The organism is Streptomyces sp. NPDC030838, from assembly GCF_055572035.1.
Map to the genome: position 1 here is coordinate 590326 of NZ_JBVIED010000002.1, position 20065 is coordinate 610390.

Here is a 20065-nt window from a genome sequence, read left to right on the forward strand (position 1 = left end):
CCCTGTCAGTAACTCGGCGGTCATCGGGGCCCGTGCCCCCGGAGCCGCCCGGGAAGCGTGATCACGTGGCACGGCAGTCGATGAAACGCCTGGTGGGGGCGGTGACAGGCAAGTGACAGGTGGCGCCCGAAGGGGTCGTGCGGCCGTACGCGCCGATGGTCTTCGGTCGAATTACCGACGGCACGCGCCGCTCCCGGTCGTAGGGTTGATCCTGGGAACGCCTGTGGGAAGGCCGCTCCCCGACAGCCGCCTCTAGGGAGGTCCAGAGCAGTGACGAGCCAGGTCAGTAGCCCAGCGGAGCAGGCCGACGGAGCCGTCGTGGGAGAGCAGCGCAAACCGGCGGCGGGGACCAAGGACGTCCGCCGCCTCGACCGAGTGATCATCAGGTTCGCGGGGGACTCGGGTGACGGTATGCAGCTCACCGGTGACCGCTTCACCTCGGAGACCGCGTCCTTCGGCAACGACCTGTCCACGCTGCCGAACTTCCCGGCCGAGATCCGGGCGCCCGCCGGCACGCTGCCGGGCGTCTCGTCGTTCCAGCTGCACTTCGCCGACCACGACATCCTGACCCCGGGCGACGCGCCGAACGTGCTGGTCGCGATGAACCCGGCGGCCCTGAAGGCCAACGTGGGCGATCTGCCGCGCGGCGCGGAGATCATCGTCAACACCGACGAGTTCACCAAACGGGCGCTGCAGAAGGTCGGCTACGACACCAGCCCGCTGGACGACGGGTCGCTGGACGGCTACAGCCTGCATCCGGTGCCGCTGACCACGCTGACCGTGGAGGCCCTGAAGGACTTCGACCTCACCCGTAAAGAGGCCGAGCGCAGCAAGAACATGTTCGCGCTCGGCCTCTTGTCGTGGATGTACCACCGGCCGACCGAGGGCACCGAGAAGTTCCTGCGCAGCAAGTTCGCGAAGAAGCCGGACATCGCGGAGGCCAACATCGCCGCGTTCCGGGCGGGCTGGAACTTCGGCGAGACGACCGAGGACTTCGCCGTCTCCTACGAGGTGGCACCGGCGACGAAGGCCTTCCCGGTGGGCACCTACCGCAACATTTCCGGGAACCTGGCCCTGTCGTACGGCCTGATCGCCGCCTCCCGGCAGGCGGATCTGCCGCTGTTCCTGGGCTCGTACCCGATCACCCCGGCCAGCGACATCCTGCACGAGCTGAGCAAGCACAAGAACTTCGGCGTCCGCACCTTCCAGGCGGAGGACGAGATCGCCGGCATCGGTGCCGCGCTGGGCGCCGCCTTCGGCGGGTCGCTGGCGGTGACGACGACGAGCGGCCCGGGTGTGGCCCTGAAGTCGGAGACGATCGGGCTCGCCGTCTCGCTGGAGCTGCCGCTGCTGATCGTGGACATCCAGCGCGGTGGGCCGTCCACCGGCCTGCCCACCAAGACCGAGCAGGCCGACCTGCTGCAGGCGATGTACGGCCGCAACGGCGAGGCACCGGTCCCGGTGGTCGCGCCGCGCACCCCGGCGGACTGCTTCGACGCCGCCCTGGAGGCGGCCCGGATCGCCCTGACGTACCGCACTCCGGTCTTCCTGCTCTCCGACGGCTACCTGGCCAACGGCTCCGAGCCATGGCGGATCCCGGAGCTGGACGAGCTGCCGGACCTCCAGGTGCAGTTCGCCCAGGGCCCGAACCACACCCTGGACGACGGCACCGAGGTCTTCTGGCCGTACAAGCGCGACCCGCGGACCCTCGCCCGCCCGTGGGCGGTCCCCGGCACCCCGGGCCTGGAGCACCGGATCGGCGGCATCGAGAAGCAGGACGGCACGGGCAACATCTCCTACGACCCGGCCAACCACGACTTCATGGTCCGCACCCGGCAGGCCAAGGTCGACGGGATCGACGTCCCGGACATGGAGGTCGACGACCCGACCGGCGCGAGGACGCTGGTCCTCGGCTGGGGTTCCACCTACGGGCCGATCACCGCGGCCGTCCGCCGGCTGCGCGCGGGCGGGGCCGAGATCGCCCAGGCCCACCTGCGCCACCTCAACCCCTTCCCGAACAACCTCGGCGAGGTGCTGAAGCGCTACGACAAGGTCGTCGTCCCCGAGATGAACCTCGGCCAGCTCGCCACCCTGATCCGGGCGAAGTACCTGGTCGACGCCCGCTCCTACAACCAGGTCAACGGCATGCCGTTCAAGGCCGAGCAGCTGGCCACGGCCCTGAAGGAGGCCATCGATGACTGAGGCACTGAAGCTGGTCCCCAAGGCCGAGGCCAAGCAGTCCATGAAGGACTTCAAGTCCGATCAGGAAGTGCGCTGGTGCCCCGGGTGCGGTGACTACGCGATCCTCGCCGCCGTGCAGGGCTTCATGCCGGAGCTCGGCCTGGCGCGCGAGAACATCGTCTTCGTCTCCGGCATCGGCTGCTCCTCCCGCTTCCCGTACTACATGAACACCTACGGGATGCACTCCATCCACGGCCGTGCCCCCGCCATCGCCACCGGCCTGGCGTCCTCCCGCCGCGATCTGAGCGTGTGGGTGGTCACCGGCGACGGCGACGCGCTGTCCATCGGCGGCAACCATCTGATCCACGCCCTGCGCCGCAACGTCAACCTCAAGATCCTGCTGTTCAACAACCGGATCTACGGTCTGACGAAGGGCCAGTACTCCCCCACCTCCGAGGTCGGGAAGATCACCAAGTCGACGCCGATGGGATCCCTGGACGCGCCCTTCAACCCGGTGTCGCTGGCGCTGGGCGCGGAGGCCTCCTTCGTGGCCCGTACGGTCGACTCCGACCGCAAGCACCTCACCGAGGTGCTGCGCCAGGCCTCCGCCCACCCGGGCACGGCGCTGATCGAGATCTACCAGAACTGCAACATCTTCAACGACGGCGCCTTCGACGCCCTCAAGGACAAGCAGACGGCCGAGGACGCGGTGATCCGGCTGGAGCACGGGCAGCCGATCCGGTTCGGCCGCGACCTGGCCAAGGGCGTCGTACGGGACCCGGCCACCGCGGATCTCAAGGTCGTCGCCGTGACCCCGGAGAACGAGGCGGACATCCTGGTCCACGACGCTCACGCGGCCTCCCCGACCACCGCGTTCGCGCTGTCCCGGCTGGCCGACCCGGACACCCTGCACAACACCCCGATCGGTGTCTTCCGCTCGGTCGAGCGGCCGGTCTACGACACACAGATGGCGGACCAGCTGGACACGGCCATCGAGCAGAACGGCAAGGGCGACCTGGCCGCGCTGCTGGCGGGCGGCGACACGTGGACGGTCGTCGGCTGAGTCACGTACGAGACGCGGTGAGGCCCGGGCTCAGGCCCGGGCCTCGTCGTATGCCCGGCGGGCTCGCTCGACCTCGGCCATCCGCTGCTCGGTCCATGCCGCCAGCGCGCGCACCTGCTCGGCGGCCTCGCGGCCCAGCCCGGTCAGGGAGTAGTCGACGCGGGGCGGGATGACCGGCTTGGCGTCGCGATGGACCAGGCCGTCGCGCTCCAGTGTCTGGAGGGTCTGGGTGAGCATCTTCTCGCTGACCCGTCCGATCGCCCGCCGCAGCTCGCTGAACCGGTGCGGGCGTTCCAGCAGCTGGATCAGTACCAGGACGCCCCAGCGGCTGGTGACGTGCTCCAGCACCAGTCGATAGGGGCACATCGCCTCGCCGTCGCTCCGCCATTCACTTACCGCCATGCCAGTACCTTACTTCAAAGTGGGTACTTTCGCATAGTTAGCGCTCTTCCTAGGGTTAGTGCCAGAGGCAATCAATCCCCCAAGGAGTTGTGCACCATGAGCATCGTCGTCACCGGAGCCACCGGAAAGCTCGGCCGTCACGTCGTCGGGCAGCTGCTGGAGAAGGTCCCCGCCGAGCAGATCACCGCGGTCGTGCGGGACGAGGCGAAGGCCGCCGACCTCGCGGCGCGCGGCGTGCGCCTCGCGGTCGCCGACTACAACGCGCCCGAGACCTTCGACGGGCTCTTCGCCGCGGGCGACAAGGTGCTGCTGATCTCCGGCAACGAGTTCGACAAGGGCCGCCCCGCCCAGCACAAGGTCGTCATCGACGCCGCCAAGGCGGCCGGTGTCGCGCTTCTCGCCTACACCAGCGCCCCCGGCAGCCTGACCGCCGCGCTCGCCGACGACCACCGCGCCACCGAGGAGATCCTGCTGGCCTCCGGCGTGCCCTACGCGCTGCTGCGCAACGGCTGGTACTTCGAGAACTACACCGAGAACCTGGCCCCGGTGCTGGCGCACGGCGCAGTCGTCCAGGCCGCGGGCGACGGCCGCATCTCGGCGGCGTCCCGCGCCGACTACGCGGCCGCCGCGGTGGCCGTGCTGACCGGTGAGGGGCACGAGAACCAGACGTACGAGCTGGGCGGCGACACGTCGTTCGGCTTCGCGGAGTACGCCGCCGAGCTGAGCCGGCGGACCGGCAAGGAGATCGTCTACAACGCCGTCTCCGCCGACGTCCTCACGGGCATCCTGACCGGCGCCGGCGTGCCCGAGCCGCTGGCCGCCATCCTGGCCGGCGTGGACGTCTCCATCGAGAAGGGCGAGCTGGAGATCACCACCGGCGACCTCTCCCGGCTGACCGGCCGCCCGACCACCCCGCTCGCCGAGGCCGTCGCCGCCGCGCTCGAGAGCTGAGGCCTCACCCCGCGTGCCTGTCATGACCGTATGGCGATACGGGCATGACAGGCAGGGGTGCCGGGCGCTACCTTCGTGCAGTCGAGGCGCATGCACGAAGGAGGAGCCGTGGCCGGGAAGTCCAGGGGCGAGCAGCGGACAGGCCTGCTGAACGGCTTCGCGGCGTACGGGATGTGGGGGCTGTTCCCCCTCTTCTTCCCCCTGCTCAAGCCCGCCGGGGCGGCCGAGGTGCTCGCCCACCGGATGGTGTGGTCCCTCGTCGTCGTCGCCGCGGTGCTGCTCGTGCTGCGTCGCTTCCGGTGGGCCGGTGAGCTGCTGCGGCAGCCGCGCCGCCTCGCGCTCATCGCGGCCGCCGCGGCCGTCATCGCCGTCAACTGGGGCGTCTACATCTGGGCCGTGAACAACGACCGGGTCGTCGAGGCCTCGCTCGGCTACTTCATCAACCCGCTGGTCACCATCGCGCTGGGCGTACTGCTGCTGAAGGAACGGCTGCGGCCTGTGCAGTGGGTGGCGGTGGGGATCGGCCTCGTGGCGGTCCTCGTGCTGGCCGTCGGCTACGGCCGCCCGCCGTGGATCTCGCTCGCCCTCGCCTTCTCCTTCGGCACCTACGGCCTGATCAAGAAGAAGGTCAACCTCGGCGGCCTGGAGTCGCTGGGCGCCGAGACCGCGATCCAGTTCCTGCCCGCCCTCGGCTATCTGCTGTGGCTGACCGCGCAGGGCGACTCCACCTTCACCACCGAGGGCCCGGGGCACGCGGCGCTGCTCGCCACCACCGGCATCGTCACCGCGCTGCCGCTGGTCTGCTTCGGCGCGGCCGCGATCCGCGTGCCCCTGTCCACCATCGGCCTGCTGCAGTACCTGGCCCCGGTGTTCCAGTTCCTGTGCGGCGTCCTCTACTTCAACGAGGCCATGCCGCCCGAGCGCTGGGCCGGGTTCGCACTGGTCTGGCTGGCGCTGTCGCTGCTCACCTGGGACGCGCTGCGCACCGCGCGCCGGGCGGCGCGCACGCTCAGGAACGCGACCAGCGTGCCCAGCACCACCATCACGACCGGCACCACCAGCGCCGTGCGGAACGCCGACAGCGCGTCCCCGTCGCCGGTCGACGCCAAGCCGTAGACCGCGGTCACCGCCGAGATCCCGATCGCCGACCCGAACTGGGTCGCGGTGTTCAGCAGCCCGCCGGCCAGGCCCTGCTCCTCCTCCGCGACCCCGTCGGTCGCCGCGATCGTCAGCGGCCCGTAGGCCAGCGCGAACGCCGTACCCGCGATGATCAGCGTCGGGAACATGGCGGCGTACGACCAGTCCGGGCCGACCGGCAGGAACAGCGCGTAGGCGAGCACCGCCAGCGCGAAGCCGCCGAGGATGACGCGCGCGTTGCCGTAGCGGGCGACCAGCCTCGGGGTCAGGGTCGGCGCCAGGATCGCGTCGCAGCCCATCACCACCAGCGCGACCGCCGTCTGCAGCGCCGACCAGCCGCGCAGCTCCTGCAGGTACAGCGTCACCACGAACTGGAAGCCGAAGAACGCGCCCACGAAGAGCAGCGCTCCGAGGTCGGCGCGCACCACGGAGCCCTGCCGCAGCAGGCCGAGCCGGACCAGCGGCGCGGCCGCCCGCCGCTCCACCGCGACGAAGACGCCGGCCAGCAGCAGCGCGGCGGCCCCGGCTGCGGCGGTCAGCGGCCAGTCGTGCAGCCCGTGCTCCAGGCGCACGACCGTGTAGGCGGCCAGCAGCATGGCGCCCGCTGCGGTGACCGCGCCGAGCAGATCGAAGCCGCCCTCGCGGCGGGGTGTGCCGTCCTCGCGGCTCGGCGTGCCGTCCTGCCGGGGGACCAGCCGCACCGCGGCGACCAGCAGCGCGCCCGCCAGCAGCACCGGCGCGAAGAACACCCAGCGCCAGCCGAGGCCCGCGGTGAGCAGTCCGCCGATGACCAGGCCCAGCGAGAAGCCGCCGGCCGCCGTGCCCGCGAAGACCAGCAGGGCCTTGTTGCGCTGCGGGCCCTCTTCGTAGGAGGTGGTGATCAGGGACAGCGCGGCCGGGGTCATGAAGGCCGCCGCGACGCCGGTGACGAACCGGGCGACGACCAGCATCCAGCCCTCGGTGGCGAATCCGCCGAGCCCGGAGAAGAGCAGGAAGACCGCCAGCCACGCCAGGAACATCCGGCGGCGGCCGAGCAGGTCGGCGGCGCGTCCGCCGAGCAGGGTGAAGCCGGCGTACCCGAGGACGTACGCGCTCATCACCCAGGCCGCGGTTCCGGTCGACAGCGCCAGATCGGCTCTGATCGACGGGATCGCGACGGCCATCATCGCGACGTCGATGCCCTCCAGGAAGATCGTTCCGCACAGCACGAGCAACAGGGCCCAGGCGCGGGTGCCCATGACAACACTCCAGGGAGTAGGGGGAGTTACGGGAGTGAGGGTCGGTTCCCTCTTGTAACCACCGCCAGCCTCCGGCAGTATCGACGAACATGGAAGTAGGCACTTCTAAGTCACCGAGTAACTGCGCGAGCACCGTGGACCACGGGGACAGCGATCCCTTCCAGTGGGACACCCGGGAGGGCTGCGAGGTCCGGCAGATCCTCGACCGGATCGCCGACAAGTGGTCCCTGCTGGTCATCGCCCTGCTGGAGAACCGGCGGCTGCGCTTCACCGAACTGCGCCGCGAGATCGACGGCGTGAGCCAGCGCATGCTGACCGTCACCCTGCGCCAGCTGGAGCGCGACGGCCTGGTCCGGCGGACCGTCCACCCGGTGGTGCCGCCGCGCGTCGAGTACGAACTCACCCCGCTCGGCGCCACCCTGCACACCACCATCCGGTCCCTGGTGACCTGGACCGAGGAGCACCAGCAGGAGATCGCCGCCGCCCGCGCCGCCTACGACGCCCGCGAGACGGCACCGGCGCGGGCGTCCTAACCGGAGCCCGGCGGGCGGCAGCGGACGGCGCGGCTGACGATCTCACCCGAACTGCCGTTGCACTCCTGCCAATTGACGCAACGAAGCCCTCACAGGGCGCTATCGTTGCGGTGAACGCACTGTGCAGACACATCGTCGTATGGGGCCGGGAACAGTCCCGGAGGCCATCGCCGGGGCATGCCCCGGCACCGGCTTCCGCTGGCGGGGGTGGCGCTTCCCACGAAGCCTGATCGTCCGTCGAGCGGTGACCGCCGCGGTGGGATGGACGGGGCGTGGCGCGTGGTGAAGGAGTCCCCCACGCCCTGCTCCGGCGGACTGCCGCCGTACAGGACGGGTCCGGCGATGGCGCCGGAAGCGGCCCGAATGTGGCTTCCGCGGAGTTGGTCGCACCTATGACCATCACGGCAGCAGCGGCACCGCTGCGGCTCTACTACGTCGACGATTCCGGCGACGGCAGACGGCTCGTGTCCTTCGCCGCCCTCGGGATCGACCTCGCGCACAGTGCAGACGCGCTGACCGGCTGGCTCGGCTTCCGCGCCGAACTCGCCGCCGACGCCCGCCTGTTGATACCGGCCACCGCAGCCCTGCACTCCCACGAACTGGCCGGCGCCCGCGGCCGGTACGTCCACCGCGCCCGCAGCAGCGACCGCGAACAGCACCGCCGGCACGCCCGCGAGGTGATCCTCCGCGGCCTGCACACCGTCGCCCGCTTCACCGGCGTCCGGGTCCTTGCGGTCTACCGGGAGACCGACGACTACGCCCGCGACCGGCCCGGCCTGTACGCCGCCCTGCTGCGGCAGATCCAGGCCGAACTGGAGGCGACCGGCCACCACGGCGTGCTGATCGTGGACGGCGACGGGACCGAGGACTCCCTGCGCCGCGCGCACCGGGACCTGCCCGACGCCGGCCGCCGTGTCCTCGGGGACCCGCTGTTCCTGCCCGCCCGCGAGAACCATCTGCTCCAGGCGGCCGACATGGTGGCCTACGCCGCCCACCAGAACATCGCCAAGAAGGAGAACCGGCGCTTCATGTGGGACTGGTTCGGCACCGTGCTGCCCGGCGCCGACGGCCCGCGCGCGCTGTAGCGGCGCGCCGCGCCCGAAGAAGGGGCTGGACCCCAGCACGCGGCCGGGGTCCAGCCGGGCCGGACCTGGACCCGGTTCCCCGGGCCAGAACCGCACGTCCAGTCTTCCACACCTACCACCCACCACGGAGGGTCCATGTCGAAGCCCACCAGCCGCCCGATCACAGTGGGGTGGGGCAAGGAGACGGTCGTCGTCTCCGACTTCCCGCGCATCCTGCCCGCGGCCTCCGCCGTCGACGACCGCGCCAAACTCGTCCGCGCGGGGGCCGCCAACCCGCTCGCCGGACTCACCGAGGACGCCTGGCACGCGGTGGCCCGGGCCAGCACCGCCCCCGCCCTCGTCGCCCACCAGCTGCGCCCGCCCACCAGCGACGGATCCGGTCTGCTGCTGGAGGAACACGTCGACGGGGCCACCCTGCGGTCCGTGCACTCCCGGGTGTGGCTGAGCGAGCTGTTCCCCGGCATCCAGCCGCGCACCAGCCAGGAGAAGCTGGACATCGACGACCCGAAGGTGATCGGCGAGGCCGACGGCGACCGCCCGCTCGCCCTGCTGCGCTACCGCTACCGCAACCGGGACCACCTGTGGGAACACGTCCGGCAGACCCTCTCCGTCACCCTGCACCGCAACTCCTACGCCGAGTCGATCCTGGCCCGCCGGGTCACCCGGGCGCTGATCGTGCACCCGGTGGTGTTCGAGTTCGAGGACCACAGCGAGCCGGTGACCGCCCTGGTCGCGCGCGACGGCATCACCCGGCTGGCGAGCGCCTGGAAGGTGCTCGGCGGCGCCGGACTGAGCAACGACGAGGTCGCCGAGGAAGCCGCGAACGCCCTGCTCACCGAGCGCCGGCAGTCGGCGGGCGAGCCCCGCAAGCCGCTCACCCAGCGGCTCGCGCTCGGCCGGGAGGAGTACCGCAGGCGGCTGCACGAGGAGTTCAGCACGGCGATCGACGCCGCGGGGGCCACCGGCGCGGTCGCCGACCGGACCGTCCGGATCGCCCAGACGTACCTGGTTCCCGCGCACATCGCCGTCGGCATCGAGGGACACGAGCTGAGCGCGCTCCGGGTCGAGGACGTCTTCGACGACGCTCTGCGCTCGATCCTCGCCTCCGTGCACGTCGAGTTCAAACCCTGGGACGACGCCGCCCAGAACGTCGAGGTCGCCACCCGGGCGCTCAAGCTCGTCGCCCAGACCCGGTCCGCCGAATGGGGCATGGAGAAGCTGCTCCAGGACGTGCACGCGCTGGCCACCGGACGACTCCACGAGACCGCCGTGCCCGACGTCTTCGACGACCCGCGCATCCCCGGCACGGCCCTGTGGCGGGCGGTCTACCTGGTGCACGCGCTCACCCGCCCCCCGCTGCACGAGGAGCTGAAGGCCCGCGCCAAGGACATCAAGAACGACCGCCGTATGTCGACCAAGGGCTACGCCGGGCTCCTCGGCCCCGTCATCGACCTGCCCTGGCGCTCCGAGAAGGGCTCCGCGCTCGCCCAGGCCCGCAACGCCTGGAGCAACGGCGGTGTGCTCTGCGCGGACGTCCTCGCCGACGGCTGGCATCCGGTGCCGACCGACGACTTCACCAGCCTGGTGGAACCCGCGCTCAAGGGGGACGCCGACGCCCGCTGCACCCTCGCCGTCGCCGGGGGCATCGCCCTGATCGCGGACAAGCTGCTCACCCGGAACGTGGGCTCGGCGGTGGCGGCCGTCCGGCAGACGGGCAAGGTGCCGTTCCGGGCCGACGTCTCCGTCGTCATCGGCGGGCTCGCCGGGCGGGACAACGCGGCCGGCCTGTGGCTGCTCGCCCACGCGGCCCAGCGGTTCCGGTCCGGGACCATGCCGGGCAACACCAGCGCCCGCCCCCGGCTCGGCCCCGGCGCCGTCACCCCGCCCTACCAGCACGTCGCCGTCGACCTCGACGCCCCCGACCGCATCGCCCGCGACGGGGGCGCCGAGCGGGCGCTGACCACGTGGGACGTGGTGTACGCCGCGGATCCCGAGCGCGCGGACCAGAAGATCCAGGACATGCTGCGGCAGTCGGGCGCGGTGAGCTCGGGCGGCGCGTTCCCGCCGCCGATGACCGCGCTCCCCGCCCAGCCGGCCGGCCCGGCCCTGCCGCCGCCGGCGCCGGTGCGGCCGCCGTCCCCCGCACGCCTCATCGAGGAGGAGCGGCGGCAGCTGGCCCGGCAGCTGGACGGGGCGCTGGAATCACTGCGGGTCCTGGAGGGCCTGGGCACCCAGCGGACCTTCCCCCCGCTGCTCGGGGACACCGAGGAGTGGTCGAAGCTGATGGACACGGCGGTGGACATCCTGGCCGCGCTCCGCCACCACAATCCGGAGACCTCGGAGGACACGGAGGACCACGACGACGAGGAGGCCGAGGCGGCGGAGCACGCCGACGACCTGGCGGACACGGACGCCTGAGCCGACAGGCCGGGCCGTTGTCAGTGCCCGGCTCTATAACTGAGGGCATGACAGATGAGTCAGCCGAGGCGCCCGCACCCGCGCCCGCACCCGTGCACTGGAAGCTCGTCATCGACGCCCACGACCCCCACGCCCAGGCCGACTTCTGGGCCGCCGCGCTCGGTTACCTGGCCGAGGACAACAGCGCGCTCGTCCGGCGGCTGCTGGACCTCGGCGCGCTGCCCGCCGAGGCCACGGTGGACTTCCACGGCCGCCCCGCCTTCCGCGATCTGATCGCCGTACGGCACCCCGACGACCCGTACGACGAGGACAGCGGCACCGGCCTCGGCCGCCGCCTGCTGTTCCAGCGCGTCCCCGAGCCGAAGACCGGCAAGAACCGGCTCCACCTGGACCTGCACCCGGGCGAGGGCCGCCGAGAGGCCGAGGTGGAACGCCTGAGAGCGCTGGGCGCGGGCGTGCTGCGCGAGGTGAAGGAACCGTCCGGGCAGTGGGTGGTGATGGCGGACCCGGAGGGCAACGAGTTCTGCGTGCACTAGCGGGACCTGACGGGCCTCGGATCACTCCGCGGGCTGCTGACCGGCCGCCTTGCGGGCGCGTGCCGTCAAGCGGGTCATACGGCTGTGCGCCGACTCCAGCTGCTCGGCGTCCTCGGCGGCCGGTCCGGGCTCGGCGGCGAGACCCGTCCACAGGGCGATCAGCTCGTGCCCGAGATCCAGGCCGAGCAGCGGGTCGCGTACGGCGCGCCAGGCCGTCGCCGCGCTCTGGACGTTGCCGTACGCCGCCTCCGCGTCGCCCGTACGGCGCCGAGCGTGCACCAGGTCGACGGAGAGCCGGAAGGCACGGAGCGGATCACCGGCCAAGTAGGCGACGTAAGCGGCCAGTTCACCCAGCCGCAGCACCTCCGGGTGGTCCGGACCCAGCATCGCCGCGCCATCCCCCAGGGCCTGCTCGGCGAGCGCGGACGCGACGTCTATCCGCCCCTCCTTCACGGCCTCACCGATGCGGGCCAGGGGCTCGGTGAGGGGGGTCTGCGCGGCGGGCTCGGGAGTGTCGTCGCCGAGCACCGCTTCGGCCACGGCGTCGAAGCCTCGGGGAGGGGTGGGCTTGGGGTCGGGGTCTGCGGGGGCGGGGGTGGGGAGGGGGGCGGGGGCGAGGACAGGAACGGGCGGTTCGGCGCGCGGCGGAATGCCGGGCCCCGGCTGCGGCTCGGCGTCCATGACCGGGGGCGGGCCGAAGGCACCGGTGGGGGGCATGACCATGCCCGGGGTGGGGGTGACGGTGGGGGCGGGCTGAGGGGTGGGCTCGGGGACGGCGCTCAGCCGGAAGGTGGGCGCGGAGTCCTGCGCGACCTGGGGCGTCACCTGGAGCCGGGGCTGCCGTGCGGCCTGGGGACCGGGCTGCGCGTGGTCCAGTGGCTCGGGGGCCCTCGTCGGCTCGGCCTGGGGCGACCGCTCCTGCGGCAGCCGCAGCACCTGGGTCGCCCCGTCCAGGGCGGGGGCGGCACCGCCGGGCTCCTGCGCCGGGTGGGTCGGAGCCGGGCGGGCGGTGAAGTGGCTGGAGCCGTCGGGGTCGACCTGGAGCGGGACGACGTAGCCGATGCGCTCGTCGTGGATTGTGGCGAGGACGGGCCGGCCGGTGGCGGCGGCGATGCGGTGGAGGTGGTTGAGGACGGCCTGCTGCGGTTCCTCGCCGGGCGCGGGGACGAGCGGCGCCCCGCCGACCGTCACCGCGCCGGCGCCCGCACCGCTGCCGTCTCCGGTGAAGACACGGACGTCGATCGGCATCGCCGGAGGTGCGCCGTGGCGCTGCGGTTCCGGCTGCTTCTCGCGGCTGAGTCGAGACATCGGTTCCCTCAATCGAAACGCGTCCGCGAGTCGGCGGACCCTGGACCCTATCGTCGAGTCTCTCCGCTTCCCCACGGTGCTCCGGTCACCACGGCGTCACAGCCTCGTCCCAAGAGAAGCGGCTGGGCGTCGAGCAGCGGGTGGATCAGCCGAGAACGTCACCCTGTTCCCGCAGCGGGGCCGAGCCTCAGGCGGTGATGTCCTTCGCCGTGAACCGCGCCCACGCCGCCGAGCCGAACACGGCCGCGTACAGCGCCTGGAGGCCGAGGTTCCGCACCAGGTCGTCCCAGTAGACCGGCTCGCGCATCAGGTCGGCGAAGGACAGCCAGTAGTGGGAGAAGAAGTACGGGTGCAGGGCGTCCAGCTGGGGTATCTGGTCGAGGATCTGCACCGTGATGAGCAGGCCGACGGTCGTCGCCATGGCCGCGATGCCGCTGTTGGTCAGCGTCGAGACGAACAGGCCGAGCGCCGCGATGCCGGTCAGGGAGGCGGCGACGGTCAGCGCGATCAGCAGGGCCCGGCCCAGCCCCTCGGCGAAGCCGATCCGGGTGCCGGAGATGGTGGTGAGGTCGCCGAGCGGGAAGAGCAGCGCCCCGACCGTCAGCGCCGACAGCGCGACCACGAGCGTGGCGGCCAGGCAGAAGGCCATGGTGGTGGCGTACTTGGTGAGCAGCAGCCGGGTCCGGCCGGCCGGGGCGACCAGCAGATAGCGCAGGGTGCCCGCGTTCGCCTCCCCGGCGAGCGCGTCGCCCGCCACCACGCCCACCGCCATCGGCAGGAAGAACGGCAGGGTCGCGGCGAGCGCGGTAAAGACCAGGAACAGGCCGTTGTTGGTGATCTGGGTGATGAACGCCGGGCCCTCGCCGCCTCCGCCGCCGACCGACGAGCCGTCGCTGGTCTCGATCTTCACGGCGATCCCGACCAGCACGGGCACGGCGGCCAGCACCCCGAGCAGGGCGAGGGTGCGCCAGCGCCGGAAGGTGGTGAGCAGTTCGCTGCGGAACAGCCCGAGGGTCCACAGCGGGCCGGGCGTCCGCACTCCGGGCGGGACCTCAGCCCGAGACGCCGAGTCCGCGACCTCAGCCCGCGACATCGAACCCCTCCCCCGTCAGCGCCACGAACGCGTCCTCCAGCGAGGCCCGTTCGACCCCGAAGCCGCGTACCCGGACCCCTGCCCCGACCAACGCGGCGTTGAGGTCGGCGAGTTCCCCCTCGGGCACCTCCCCGCTCACCCCGCCCTCCTCGACGACCACGTCACCGACGCCCTTCTCCTTCAGCACCCGGGCCGCGTCCCCGGTGTCCGGCGTGGTCACGACCAGTCGGCCGCGCAGCCCCGCCGCGAGATCGGCGACCGTGCCCTGGGTGATCAGACGTCCCTTGGCCATCACCGCGGCATGGGTGCAGACCTGCTCGATCTCGTCGAGCAGGTGGGAGGAGAGGAACACGGTGGTGCCGTCGTCGGCCAGCTCCCGCACCAGGGTGCGGATCTCCCGCATGCCCTGCGGGTCGAGGCCGTTGGTCGGCTCGTCGAGGACGAGCAGCCTGCGGGGCTGGAGCAGGGCCGCGGCGAGACCGAGGCGCTGTTTCATACCGAGGGAGTACGCCTTCGCCTTCTTGCCGGCCGCCGCCGTGAGACCCACCCGGTCCAGCGCCGCGGCGACCCGGGTCCGCCGGGTGCGCGGGTCGGCGGTCGGGTCGGCGGCGTCGTAGCGCAGGAGGTTGTCGCGGCCGGAGAGGAAGCCGTACAGGGCCGGGCCCTCGATGAGGGCGCCGACCTGCGGCAGTACGGCGCGGGCGGCCCGGGGCATGGGGCGGCCGAGCACCCGCGCCGTGCCGGAGGTCGGCTCGATCAGGCCCATCAGCATGCGGATGGTGGTGGTCTTGCCGGAGCCGTTCGGGCCGAGGAAGCCGAAGACGCTGCCCGCCGGGACGGTCAGATCCAGACCGTCGACGGCGAGCTGCCCGCCGCGGTAGCGCTTGGTGAGCGCACGGGTGACGATGACGCCGTCACCGTCTCCGTCGCCGTCCGGTGCCGTGGCGGGCGGTTCGTGCATGGACTCCCTCACTCAGGCCGAGTTGCTCCGTGGTGCCGGTCTACTGCCCCGCGTCGGCCGCCTTCACCAGCGCCTCCTTGGTGACCGCACCGGCGTAGACCTTGCCGTCGTCCGTGATCAGGGCGTTGATCAGGCGGGTCTTGAAGACCGTGCCCAAGCCGAAGTCGCCCTTCACCGGGTCGCCGAGGGAGCCGAGGAAGCCGCCCAGGTCACCGCCGACCTCCTCACCGGTGGGCAGGCCCTCGCCGCCGGTGTCGAACACGGCGACGGAGTTCCACCCCTCGCCTATCACCTTCAGCCCCTCGGAGCCCTTGCCGAAGCCCTCTTCGAAGCCCTTGGCCAGATCCGCTTCGTCCTTACGGGTGACCGGCTGCTCGGCCTCGCCCTCCTCGGTGATCTTCGCTCCCTTGGGCGGGGTGAAGTCGAAGGTGGAGGCGGCGGGCCTGGCGTAGCTGATCTGGGTGAAGCCCGCGTCGACGACGGCGGCGCCGCCGCTCGCCGGGGTGAGGGTGAACTTGAGCGGCAGGCCGGTCTTCGCGTCCACCGCGATGCTGATCGCGCCGACCGTGGAGCCGGACTGCCTGGGCTCGATGAGCAGCTTGTAGGCGTCCCGCCCGGCGACCTGCGCGGTCCCGTCGACGGTGACCGAGGTGGTCTCGTCGACCGCCTTCAGCGCCTGCTCGGCGAAGTCCTTCGGCGTGGCGGGGGGTTCCGCGGTGTGCTCGCCGGAGTCCTCCGCGGTGCCGTGGAACACCTCGTTGGACGCGCTGTCGTAGCCCCAGACGTCCTTGCCGTTGTGGATGAGGCTGTACTCGGCGGCGTTCTCCATCACCGACAGCTTCTGCCGCTCGGGGCCGTCGGCCGCGACGCGCAGGGTGTGGGTGCCGGTCGCCAGTTCGGTGAGCTTGGCCGAGGGGTCGGCGGCGGAGCCGTCTCCCTCGCCGCCGGGCGCGGTCGCGCCGGAGCCGCCGAGGGCTCCCTCGAGGCCGCCGAGGTCGGGCAGCCCCAGATCCGTGGTGATCTTCACCGTGCCGGACAGCTGCTGTACGTCCGACTCGGCGATCTTCTGGATGAGCTGCTCCGCGGTGATCTTCGGCAGGTCGGGGCTGCCGGAGTCGGCGATGGCGGGGACGAGCCCGATGGTCCCGGCCGCCACCCCCACCACCGCGACCGGAACGACGTACCGGACGGCCTTGCGCCGCCGTGCGGTCGTGCTGTCGTCGGATTCGTACGGTGCCATGTGTGCCCTACCTCCGTCGTCGCCGCCCATTCTCACCCGAACGGGTGAGGAGTGGATGTTTTTCCGTGCTTCCCATCTGACCAAAAGCGGGCACGGCTTTCGTCAGCCCGCGGAATCAACTCCGCGTACTGCTGCGGTATGACACGGCGGGCCGGGATGTCCCCCGACCCGTAGGGGATGGACGACCCAACTCACTCGGGAGAGGGCGGCGTTCGGGGGACTCAGCCGGCGCGGTGGACCACCGCGTCGCACAGCTCCTGCAGCGCTCGCTTGGCGTCGCACTCGGGCAGCGGGGCCAGCGCGGCCCGCGCCTCCTCGGCGTACCGCACGGTGTCCCGCCGCGCCTGCTCCAGCGCGGGGTGCACCCGCAGGGCCGCCAGCGCCCGGGCGTGCCGGGCGTCGTCGCTGAGGTCGGACTCCAGCAGCTCGCACAGGGCGATGTCCTCGGCGAGCCCGCTGCGCGCGGCCTGCTCGCGCAGCCGCAGCACGGGAAGCGTGGCGATGCCCTCGCGCAGGTCGGTGCCCGGCGTCTTGCCGGACTCGTGCGAGTCCGAGGCGATGTCCAGCACGTCGTCGGCGAGCTGGAAGGCGACGCCGAGCCGCTCGCCGTACTGCGTGAGGACGCTCACGACGGACTCGTCGGCGCCGGACATCATGGCCCCGAACCGGCAGGACACGGCCACCAGCGAGCCGGTCTTGCCGCCGAGCACGTCCAGGTAGTGGTCGACCGGGTCGCGGCCGTCCTGGGGGCCCGCGGTCTCCAGGATCTGCCCGGTGACCAGCCGCTCGAACGCCTCCGCCTGGACGCGGACCGCCTCCGGGCCCAGGTCGGCGAGGATGTGCGAGGCCCGGGCGAAGAGGAAGTCGCCGGTGAGGACCGCGACGGAGTTGCCCCAGCGGGTGTTGGCGCTGGGCACACCGCGCCGGACGGCGGCCTCGTCCATCACGTCGTCGTGGTACAGCGTCGCCAGGTGGGTCAGCTCGACGACGACGGCGGAGGGCACCACGCCCGGCGCGTAGGGGTCGCCGAACTGCGCGGCGAGCATCACGAGCAGCGGCCGGAACCGCTTCCCGCCGGCCCGCACCAGATGCTGCGCGGCCTCCGTGATGAACGGGACCTCGCTCTTGGTGGCTTCGAGCAACCCTTCCTCGACAGCCGCCAATCCGGCCTGGACATCGGCTTCCAGAGCCTGGTCCCGCACGCTCAGCCCGAACGGCCCGACGACGGTCACGAGGGGTCTCCTGTCTGCTGGTGTCTACTGGCGATTACGCGGTTTGTCGATACGTCGCTGCCCTCACTCAAGTCAGCGTATCCGGTCACGTTTCGATCACCGATGCCGCCCACGGTTACAGCACGGGCGGTATCGGATCACGCCCGGTATGTTTTTGATCAGCCGATAAGAAGGGATATCTATCGACTTCGCCTCAGCCACCCCGGCCCCCGGCCCCCGAGGTCTCCCCGATGAGCATGCACATCCGTACGTCCTTCCCCTACGAGACGACTCACGAGGACCTCCGCATCCCGCTGTCGGACGGCACCCTCCTGTACGCACGCGTGTGGCGCCCGCTGACCGACGAGCCCGTACCGGCGCTCCTCGAATACCTGCCGTACCGCCTGACCGACTGGACCGCGCCCCGCGACGCCCAGCGCCACCCCTGGTACGCGGGCCACGGCTATGCCTCCGTCCGGGTCGACATCCGCGGGCACGGCAACAGCGAGGGGCTGCCCACGGACGCGCACTCGGAGCGGGAGCTGGCCGACGGGGTCGAGGTGGTGCACTGGCTGGCGGACCGGCCCTGGTGTGACGGCAGGGTCGGCATGTTCGGCATCTCCTGGGGCGGCCTCACCTCCCTCCGGATCGCGGCCCTCGCGCCCGAGCCGCTCAAGGCGGTCGTCACGGTGTGCGCCACGGACGACCGATACGACAACGACGTGCACTACCTGGGAGGTTCCGTCCTCGCGGTGGACATGCACGCCTGGGCGGCGACGCTGCTCGGCTTCGTCACCCGCCCGCCGGACCCGCGGTACGCCGGCGAGGCCTGGCGGGAGCTGTGGCTGCGGCGCCTGGAGGAGGTCGAACCCTTTCTGCACACCTGGCTGGACCACCAGCAGCGGGACGAGTACTGGCGGCGCGGCGGCGTCCGCGAGGACTACGGCGCGATCCGGGCCGCCGTGCTCGCGGTGGGCGGCTGGCACGACCCGTATCGCGACACCGTGCTCCGTCTGGTCGAACACCTGCCCGCCGACCGCGTGCGCGGCCTGATCGGCCCCTGGTCCCACCAGTACCCCGACCGCGGTCTGCCGCCCGGCCCGGCCATCGGCTTCCTCCAGGAGACCCTGCGCTGGTGGGACCACTGGCTGAAGGACACCGACACCGGCGTCCTGAGGGAGCCCCTGCTGCGCGCCTACGTCACCGACACGCACCGCCCGGCCACCACGTACGCCACGCTGCCGGGCCGCTGGGTCGGCGAGCCCGCCTGGCCGTCGCCGAACGTGACGCCGCTCACGTACGCCCTCCAGGGCGCACCCGTCCTCGTCCGGTCCCCCATGCACACCGGCCTCGACGCCGGCCGCTTCCGCCCCTTCGGCGGCGACGCCGACCTGCCGCCCGACCAGCGGGCGGAGGACGCGCGGTCGGCCTGCTTCGACTTCCCGGTGCCGGAGGAGACCTGGGTGCTGGGCCGGCCGCGGGTGCGGCTGCGGCTGACCTGTGAGGTGCCGCGCGGCCAGGTGATCGCCCGGCTGTGCGACGTGGCGCCGGACGGCGCCTCCACCCTGATCACCCGGGGTGCGCTGAACCTGTCGGCGCGCCGGGGGCGGGACCGGGCGGTCCCGTGGGAGCCGGGGGCGACGGAGGACGTGACGTTCGAGCTGAGCGGCATCGGCCACGCCTTCCCACCCGGCCATCGCATCCGGCTCGCCGTCTCCTCGGCGTACTGGCCGTGGATCTGGCCCCAGCCCGAGTCGGCGGCCGGGTTCACCCTGGACCCGGCGGGCAGCACGCTCGAACTGCCGGTCCGCGCGCGTGAGGCCGAGCGGACGATCACCTTCGAGGAGCCCGAGCAGGCCCCGCCGCTGGGCGTCGGCATCCCCGTCACGCTGGACGAGCCCCGCCCCGAGCGGCTGGTGGTGCGGGACGTGGCCACGGGCGAGTGGCGCCTGGAGGTCGACCCGCGCTGCGGCGGCACCCGTATGTACCCCGACGGGCTGGAGTTCACCGAGGACGCGCTGGAGACGTACACCATCCACGAGGACGACCCGCTCTCCGCGCGCACCCGCTCGGACTGGTCGATCCGGCTGCACCGGCCGGAGCTGGCCTGGGACACGACCGTGCGGACCCGCTCGGAGATCGGCTGTGACGCGGAGCACTTTCTGTCCGTCAACGAGGTGATGTGCACGGCGGGCGAAGAGGTGGTCTTCCACCGGACCTGGGAGAGGCGGATTCCACGCACCGCGGGCTGACGGGCAGTTGAGCACACCTTGGGACTATTGCCCGATTTGCCGCTCTTGCGCTCGCACGTGAGTTGACTCACGACCGCGCACCCACAGACTTCCCGCCACCTTCGGCGACATCCCCATGTTCTCTTGCCAGTTGACCCTTGGCGGTCGCAAAGGATCAAGTACCCCATACGCCCTGATCATGGTCAACGGGCGCGATATGTGAATCCGCTACTTGTTCCGGACACCGCCTCTCGCATAACTTCCCGGTCCGTCGGGCGGACGCCGAATCCTGCCACCGCCCGCACCACCGAACCTCGAACTCATTCGTATGGCAGGAGCGGGGGACCCAGGTAAGTCGCCGGTCCGGGCATAGCCCCGGGACGGCTTGGGGTGAAGCCGTGCGCTGTGGCGCGCGGCCGGGCACCTCCCCGCCCGAACCCGACAGCTCACCTCGCAGGCGACGGAGAGGACATTCGC

General features: G+C 72.0%; 15 protein-coding genes, 1 pseudogene and 1 riboswitch. Of the genes and pseudogenes, 9 read left to right on the forward strand and 7 right to left on the reverse strand.

Annotation, left to right across the window (positions count from 1 at the left end; all coding sequences use genetic code 11):
- Positions 1–270 precede the first annotated feature (270 nt).
- Positions 271–2202 (forward strand): 2-oxoacid:acceptor oxidoreductase subunit alpha, encoded by a 1932-nt coding sequence (locus ACZ42A_RS09810; protein WP_468526625.1) that lies wholly within the window; start codon positions 271–273, stop codon positions 2200–2202.
- Positions 2195–3244, forward strand: a complete 1050-nt coding sequence (locus tag ACZ42A_RS09815) for a 2-oxoacid:ferredoxin oxidoreductase subunit beta (protein ID WP_468526626.1) — start codon at positions 2195–2197, stop codon at positions 3242–3244. The genes ACZ42A_RS09810 and ACZ42A_RS09815 overlap by 8 nt, the downstream gene beginning before the upstream one ends.
- Positions 3245–3274: 30 nt before the next feature.
- On the opposite strand, the gene ACZ42A_RS09820 is transcribed toward ACZ42A_RS09815, so the two are convergent.
- On the reverse strand, positions 3275–3646 hold the full coding sequence (locus ACZ42A_RS09820) for a winged helix-turn-helix transcriptional regulator (protein WP_468526627.1): 372 nt from the start codon (positions 3644–3646) through the stop codon (positions 3275–3277).
- A gap of 96 nt (positions 3647–3742) precedes the next feature.
- Between ACZ42A_RS09820 and ACZ42A_RS09825 the strand changes: the two genes are divergently transcribed.
- A complete protein-coding gene (locus tag ACZ42A_RS09825) occupies positions 3743–4597 on the forward strand; it encodes an SDR family oxidoreductase (RefSeq protein ID WP_468526628.1) in 855 nt (284 codons plus the stop codon).
- A gap of 108 nt (positions 4598–4705) precedes the next feature.
- Positions 4706–5713: an EamA family transporter RarD gene (gene rarD, locus ACZ42A_RS09830; RefSeq protein WP_468526629.1), complete on the forward strand. Its 1008-nt coding sequence runs from the start codon at positions 4706–4708 to the stop codon at positions 5711–5713.
- A gap of 32 nt (positions 5714–5745) precedes the next feature.
- On the opposite strand, the pseudogene ACZ42A_RS09835 reads toward rarD, so the two are convergent.
- Positions 5746–6972, reverse strand: a pseudogene (locus ACZ42A_RS09835) (MFS transporter); the annotation flags it as partial.
- A gap of 89 nt (positions 6973–7061) precedes the next feature.
- Between ACZ42A_RS09835 and ACZ42A_RS09840 the strand changes: the two are divergent.
- The 4 genes from ACZ42A_RS09840 to ACZ42A_RS09855 all read left to right on the forward strand — a co-directional run bounded on the left by ACZ42A_RS09840 (position 7062) and on the right by ACZ42A_RS09855 (position 11544).
- Entirely contained in the window at positions 7062–7505 is a 444-nt protein-coding gene (locus ACZ42A_RS09840) for a winged helix-turn-helix transcriptional regulator (protein WP_468526630.1), read from the forward strand.
- A gap of 392 nt (positions 7506–7897) precedes the next feature.
- Entirely contained in the window at positions 7898–8590 is a 693-nt protein-coding gene (locus ACZ42A_RS09845) for a DUF3800 domain-containing protein (protein WP_468526631.1), read from the forward strand.
- A gap of 135 nt (positions 8591–8725) precedes the next feature.
- The gene (locus ACZ42A_RS09850) at positions 8726–11008 is read left to right on the forward strand and encodes a hypothetical protein (RefSeq protein WP_468526632.1); all 2283 of its coding nucleotides are present in this window, start codon (positions 8726–8728) and stop codon (positions 11006–11008) included.
- A gap of 47 nt (positions 11009–11055) precedes the next feature.
- Positions 11056–11544, forward strand: coding sequence for a VOC family protein (locus tag ACZ42A_RS09855; protein ID WP_468526633.1), 489 nt, complete (start codon positions 11056–11058; stop codon positions 11542–11544).
- A 21-nt stretch (positions 11545–11565) separates the two neighbouring features.
- On the opposite strand, the gene ACZ42A_RS09860 is transcribed toward ACZ42A_RS09855, so the two are convergent.
- The 5 genes from ACZ42A_RS09860 to ACZ42A_RS09880 all read right to left on the reverse strand — a co-directional run bounded on the left by ACZ42A_RS09860 (position 11566) and on the right by ACZ42A_RS09880 (position 17378).
- Positions 11566–12852 (reverse strand): tetratricopeptide repeat protein, encoded by a 1287-nt coding sequence (locus ACZ42A_RS09860; RefSeq protein ID WP_468526634.1) that lies wholly within the window; start codon positions 12850–12852, stop codon positions 11566–11568.
- A gap of 187 nt (positions 12853–13039) precedes the next feature.
- A complete protein-coding gene (locus tag ACZ42A_RS09865; protein ID WP_468526635.1) occupies positions 13040–13945 on the reverse strand; it encodes an ABC transporter permease in 906 nt (301 codons plus the stop codon).
- Positions 13932–14906, reverse strand: coding sequence for an ABC transporter ATP-binding protein (locus tag ACZ42A_RS09870; RefSeq protein WP_468526636.1), 975 nt, complete (start codon positions 14904–14906; stop codon positions 13932–13934). Before ACZ42A_RS09870 ends, ACZ42A_RS09865 begins: the two co-directional genes overlap by 14 nt.
- Positions 14907–14946: 40 nt before the next feature.
- Positions 14947–16146 carry a LolA family protein gene (locus tag ACZ42A_RS09875; RefSeq protein WP_468526637.1) on the reverse strand — a complete coding sequence of 400 codons (1200 nt, stop codon included), beginning with the start codon at positions 16144–16146 and terminating at the stop codon, positions 14947–14949.
- 221 nt (positions 16147–16367) lie between these two features.
- On the reverse strand, positions 16368–17378 hold the full coding sequence (locus ACZ42A_RS09880) for a polyprenyl synthetase family protein (RefSeq protein WP_468526638.1): 1011 nt from the start codon (positions 17376–17378) through the stop codon (positions 16368–16370).
- Between the two features lie 236 nt (positions 17379–17614).
- Here ACZ42A_RS09880 and ACZ42A_RS09885 point away from each other — a divergent pair, with 236 nt between their 5' ends.
- Positions 17615–19609, forward strand: coding sequence for a CocE/NonD family hydrolase (locus ACZ42A_RS09885; RefSeq protein WP_468526781.1), 1995 nt, complete (start codon positions 17615–17617; stop codon positions 19607–19609).
- Positions 19610–19883: 274 nt separating this feature from the next.
- Positions 19884–20063: riboswitch (cyclic di-AMP (ydaO/yuaA leader) on the forward strand.
- Positions 20064–20065: the final 2 nt, after the last annotated feature.

Excerpts from the sequence above, each read along its gene's own strand:
- ACZ42A_RS09815 (WP_468526626.1), top strand. The coding sequence starts at position 2,195 with ATGACTGAGGCACTGAAGCTGGTCCCCAAGGCCGAGGCCAAGCAGTCC.
- ACZ42A_RS09850 (WP_468526632.1), top strand. The coding sequence starts at position 8,726 with ATGTCGAAGCCCACCAGCCGCCCGATCACAGTGGGGTGGGGCAAGGAG.
- ACZ42A_RS09885 (WP_468526781.1), top strand. The coding sequence starts at position 17,615 with ATGCACATCCGTACGTCCTTCCCCTACGAGACGACTCACGAGGACCTC.
- ACZ42A_RS09870 (WP_468526636.1), bottom strand. The coding sequence starts at position 14,906 with ATGCACGAACCGCCCGCCACGGCACCGGACGGCGACGGAGACGGTGAC.
- ACZ42A_RS09840 (WP_468526630.1), top strand. The coding sequence starts at position 7,062 with ATGGAAGTAGGCACTTCTAAGTCACCGAGTAACTGCGCGAGCACCGTG.
- ACZ42A_RS09855 (WP_468526633.1), top strand. The coding sequence starts at position 11,056 with ATGACAGATGAGTCAGCCGAGGCGCCCGCACCCGCGCCCGCACCCGTG.
- ACZ42A_RS09845 (WP_468526631.1), top strand. The coding sequence starts at position 7,898 with ATGACCATCACGGCAGCAGCGGCACCGCTGCGGCTCTACTACGTCGAC.
- ACZ42A_RS09875 (WP_468526637.1), bottom strand. The coding sequence starts at position 16,146 with ATGGCACCGTACGAATCCGACGACAGCACGACCGCACGGCGGCGCAAG.
- ACZ42A_RS09860 (WP_468526634.1), bottom strand. The coding sequence starts at position 12,852 with ATGTCTCGACTCAGCCGCGAGAAGCAGCCGGAACCGCAGCGCCACGGC.
- ACZ42A_RS09820 (WP_468526627.1), bottom strand. The coding sequence starts at position 3,646 with ATGGCGGTAAGTGAATGGCGGAGCGACGGCGAGGCGATGTGCCCCTAT.
- ACZ42A_RS09865 (WP_468526635.1), bottom strand. The coding sequence starts at position 13,945 with ATGTCGCGGGCTGAGGTCGCGGACTCGGCGTCTCGGGCTGAGGTCCCG.
- ACZ42A_RS09825 (WP_468526628.1), top strand. The coding sequence starts at position 3,743 with ATGAGCATCGTCGTCACCGGAGCCACCGGAAAGCTCGGCCGTCACGTC.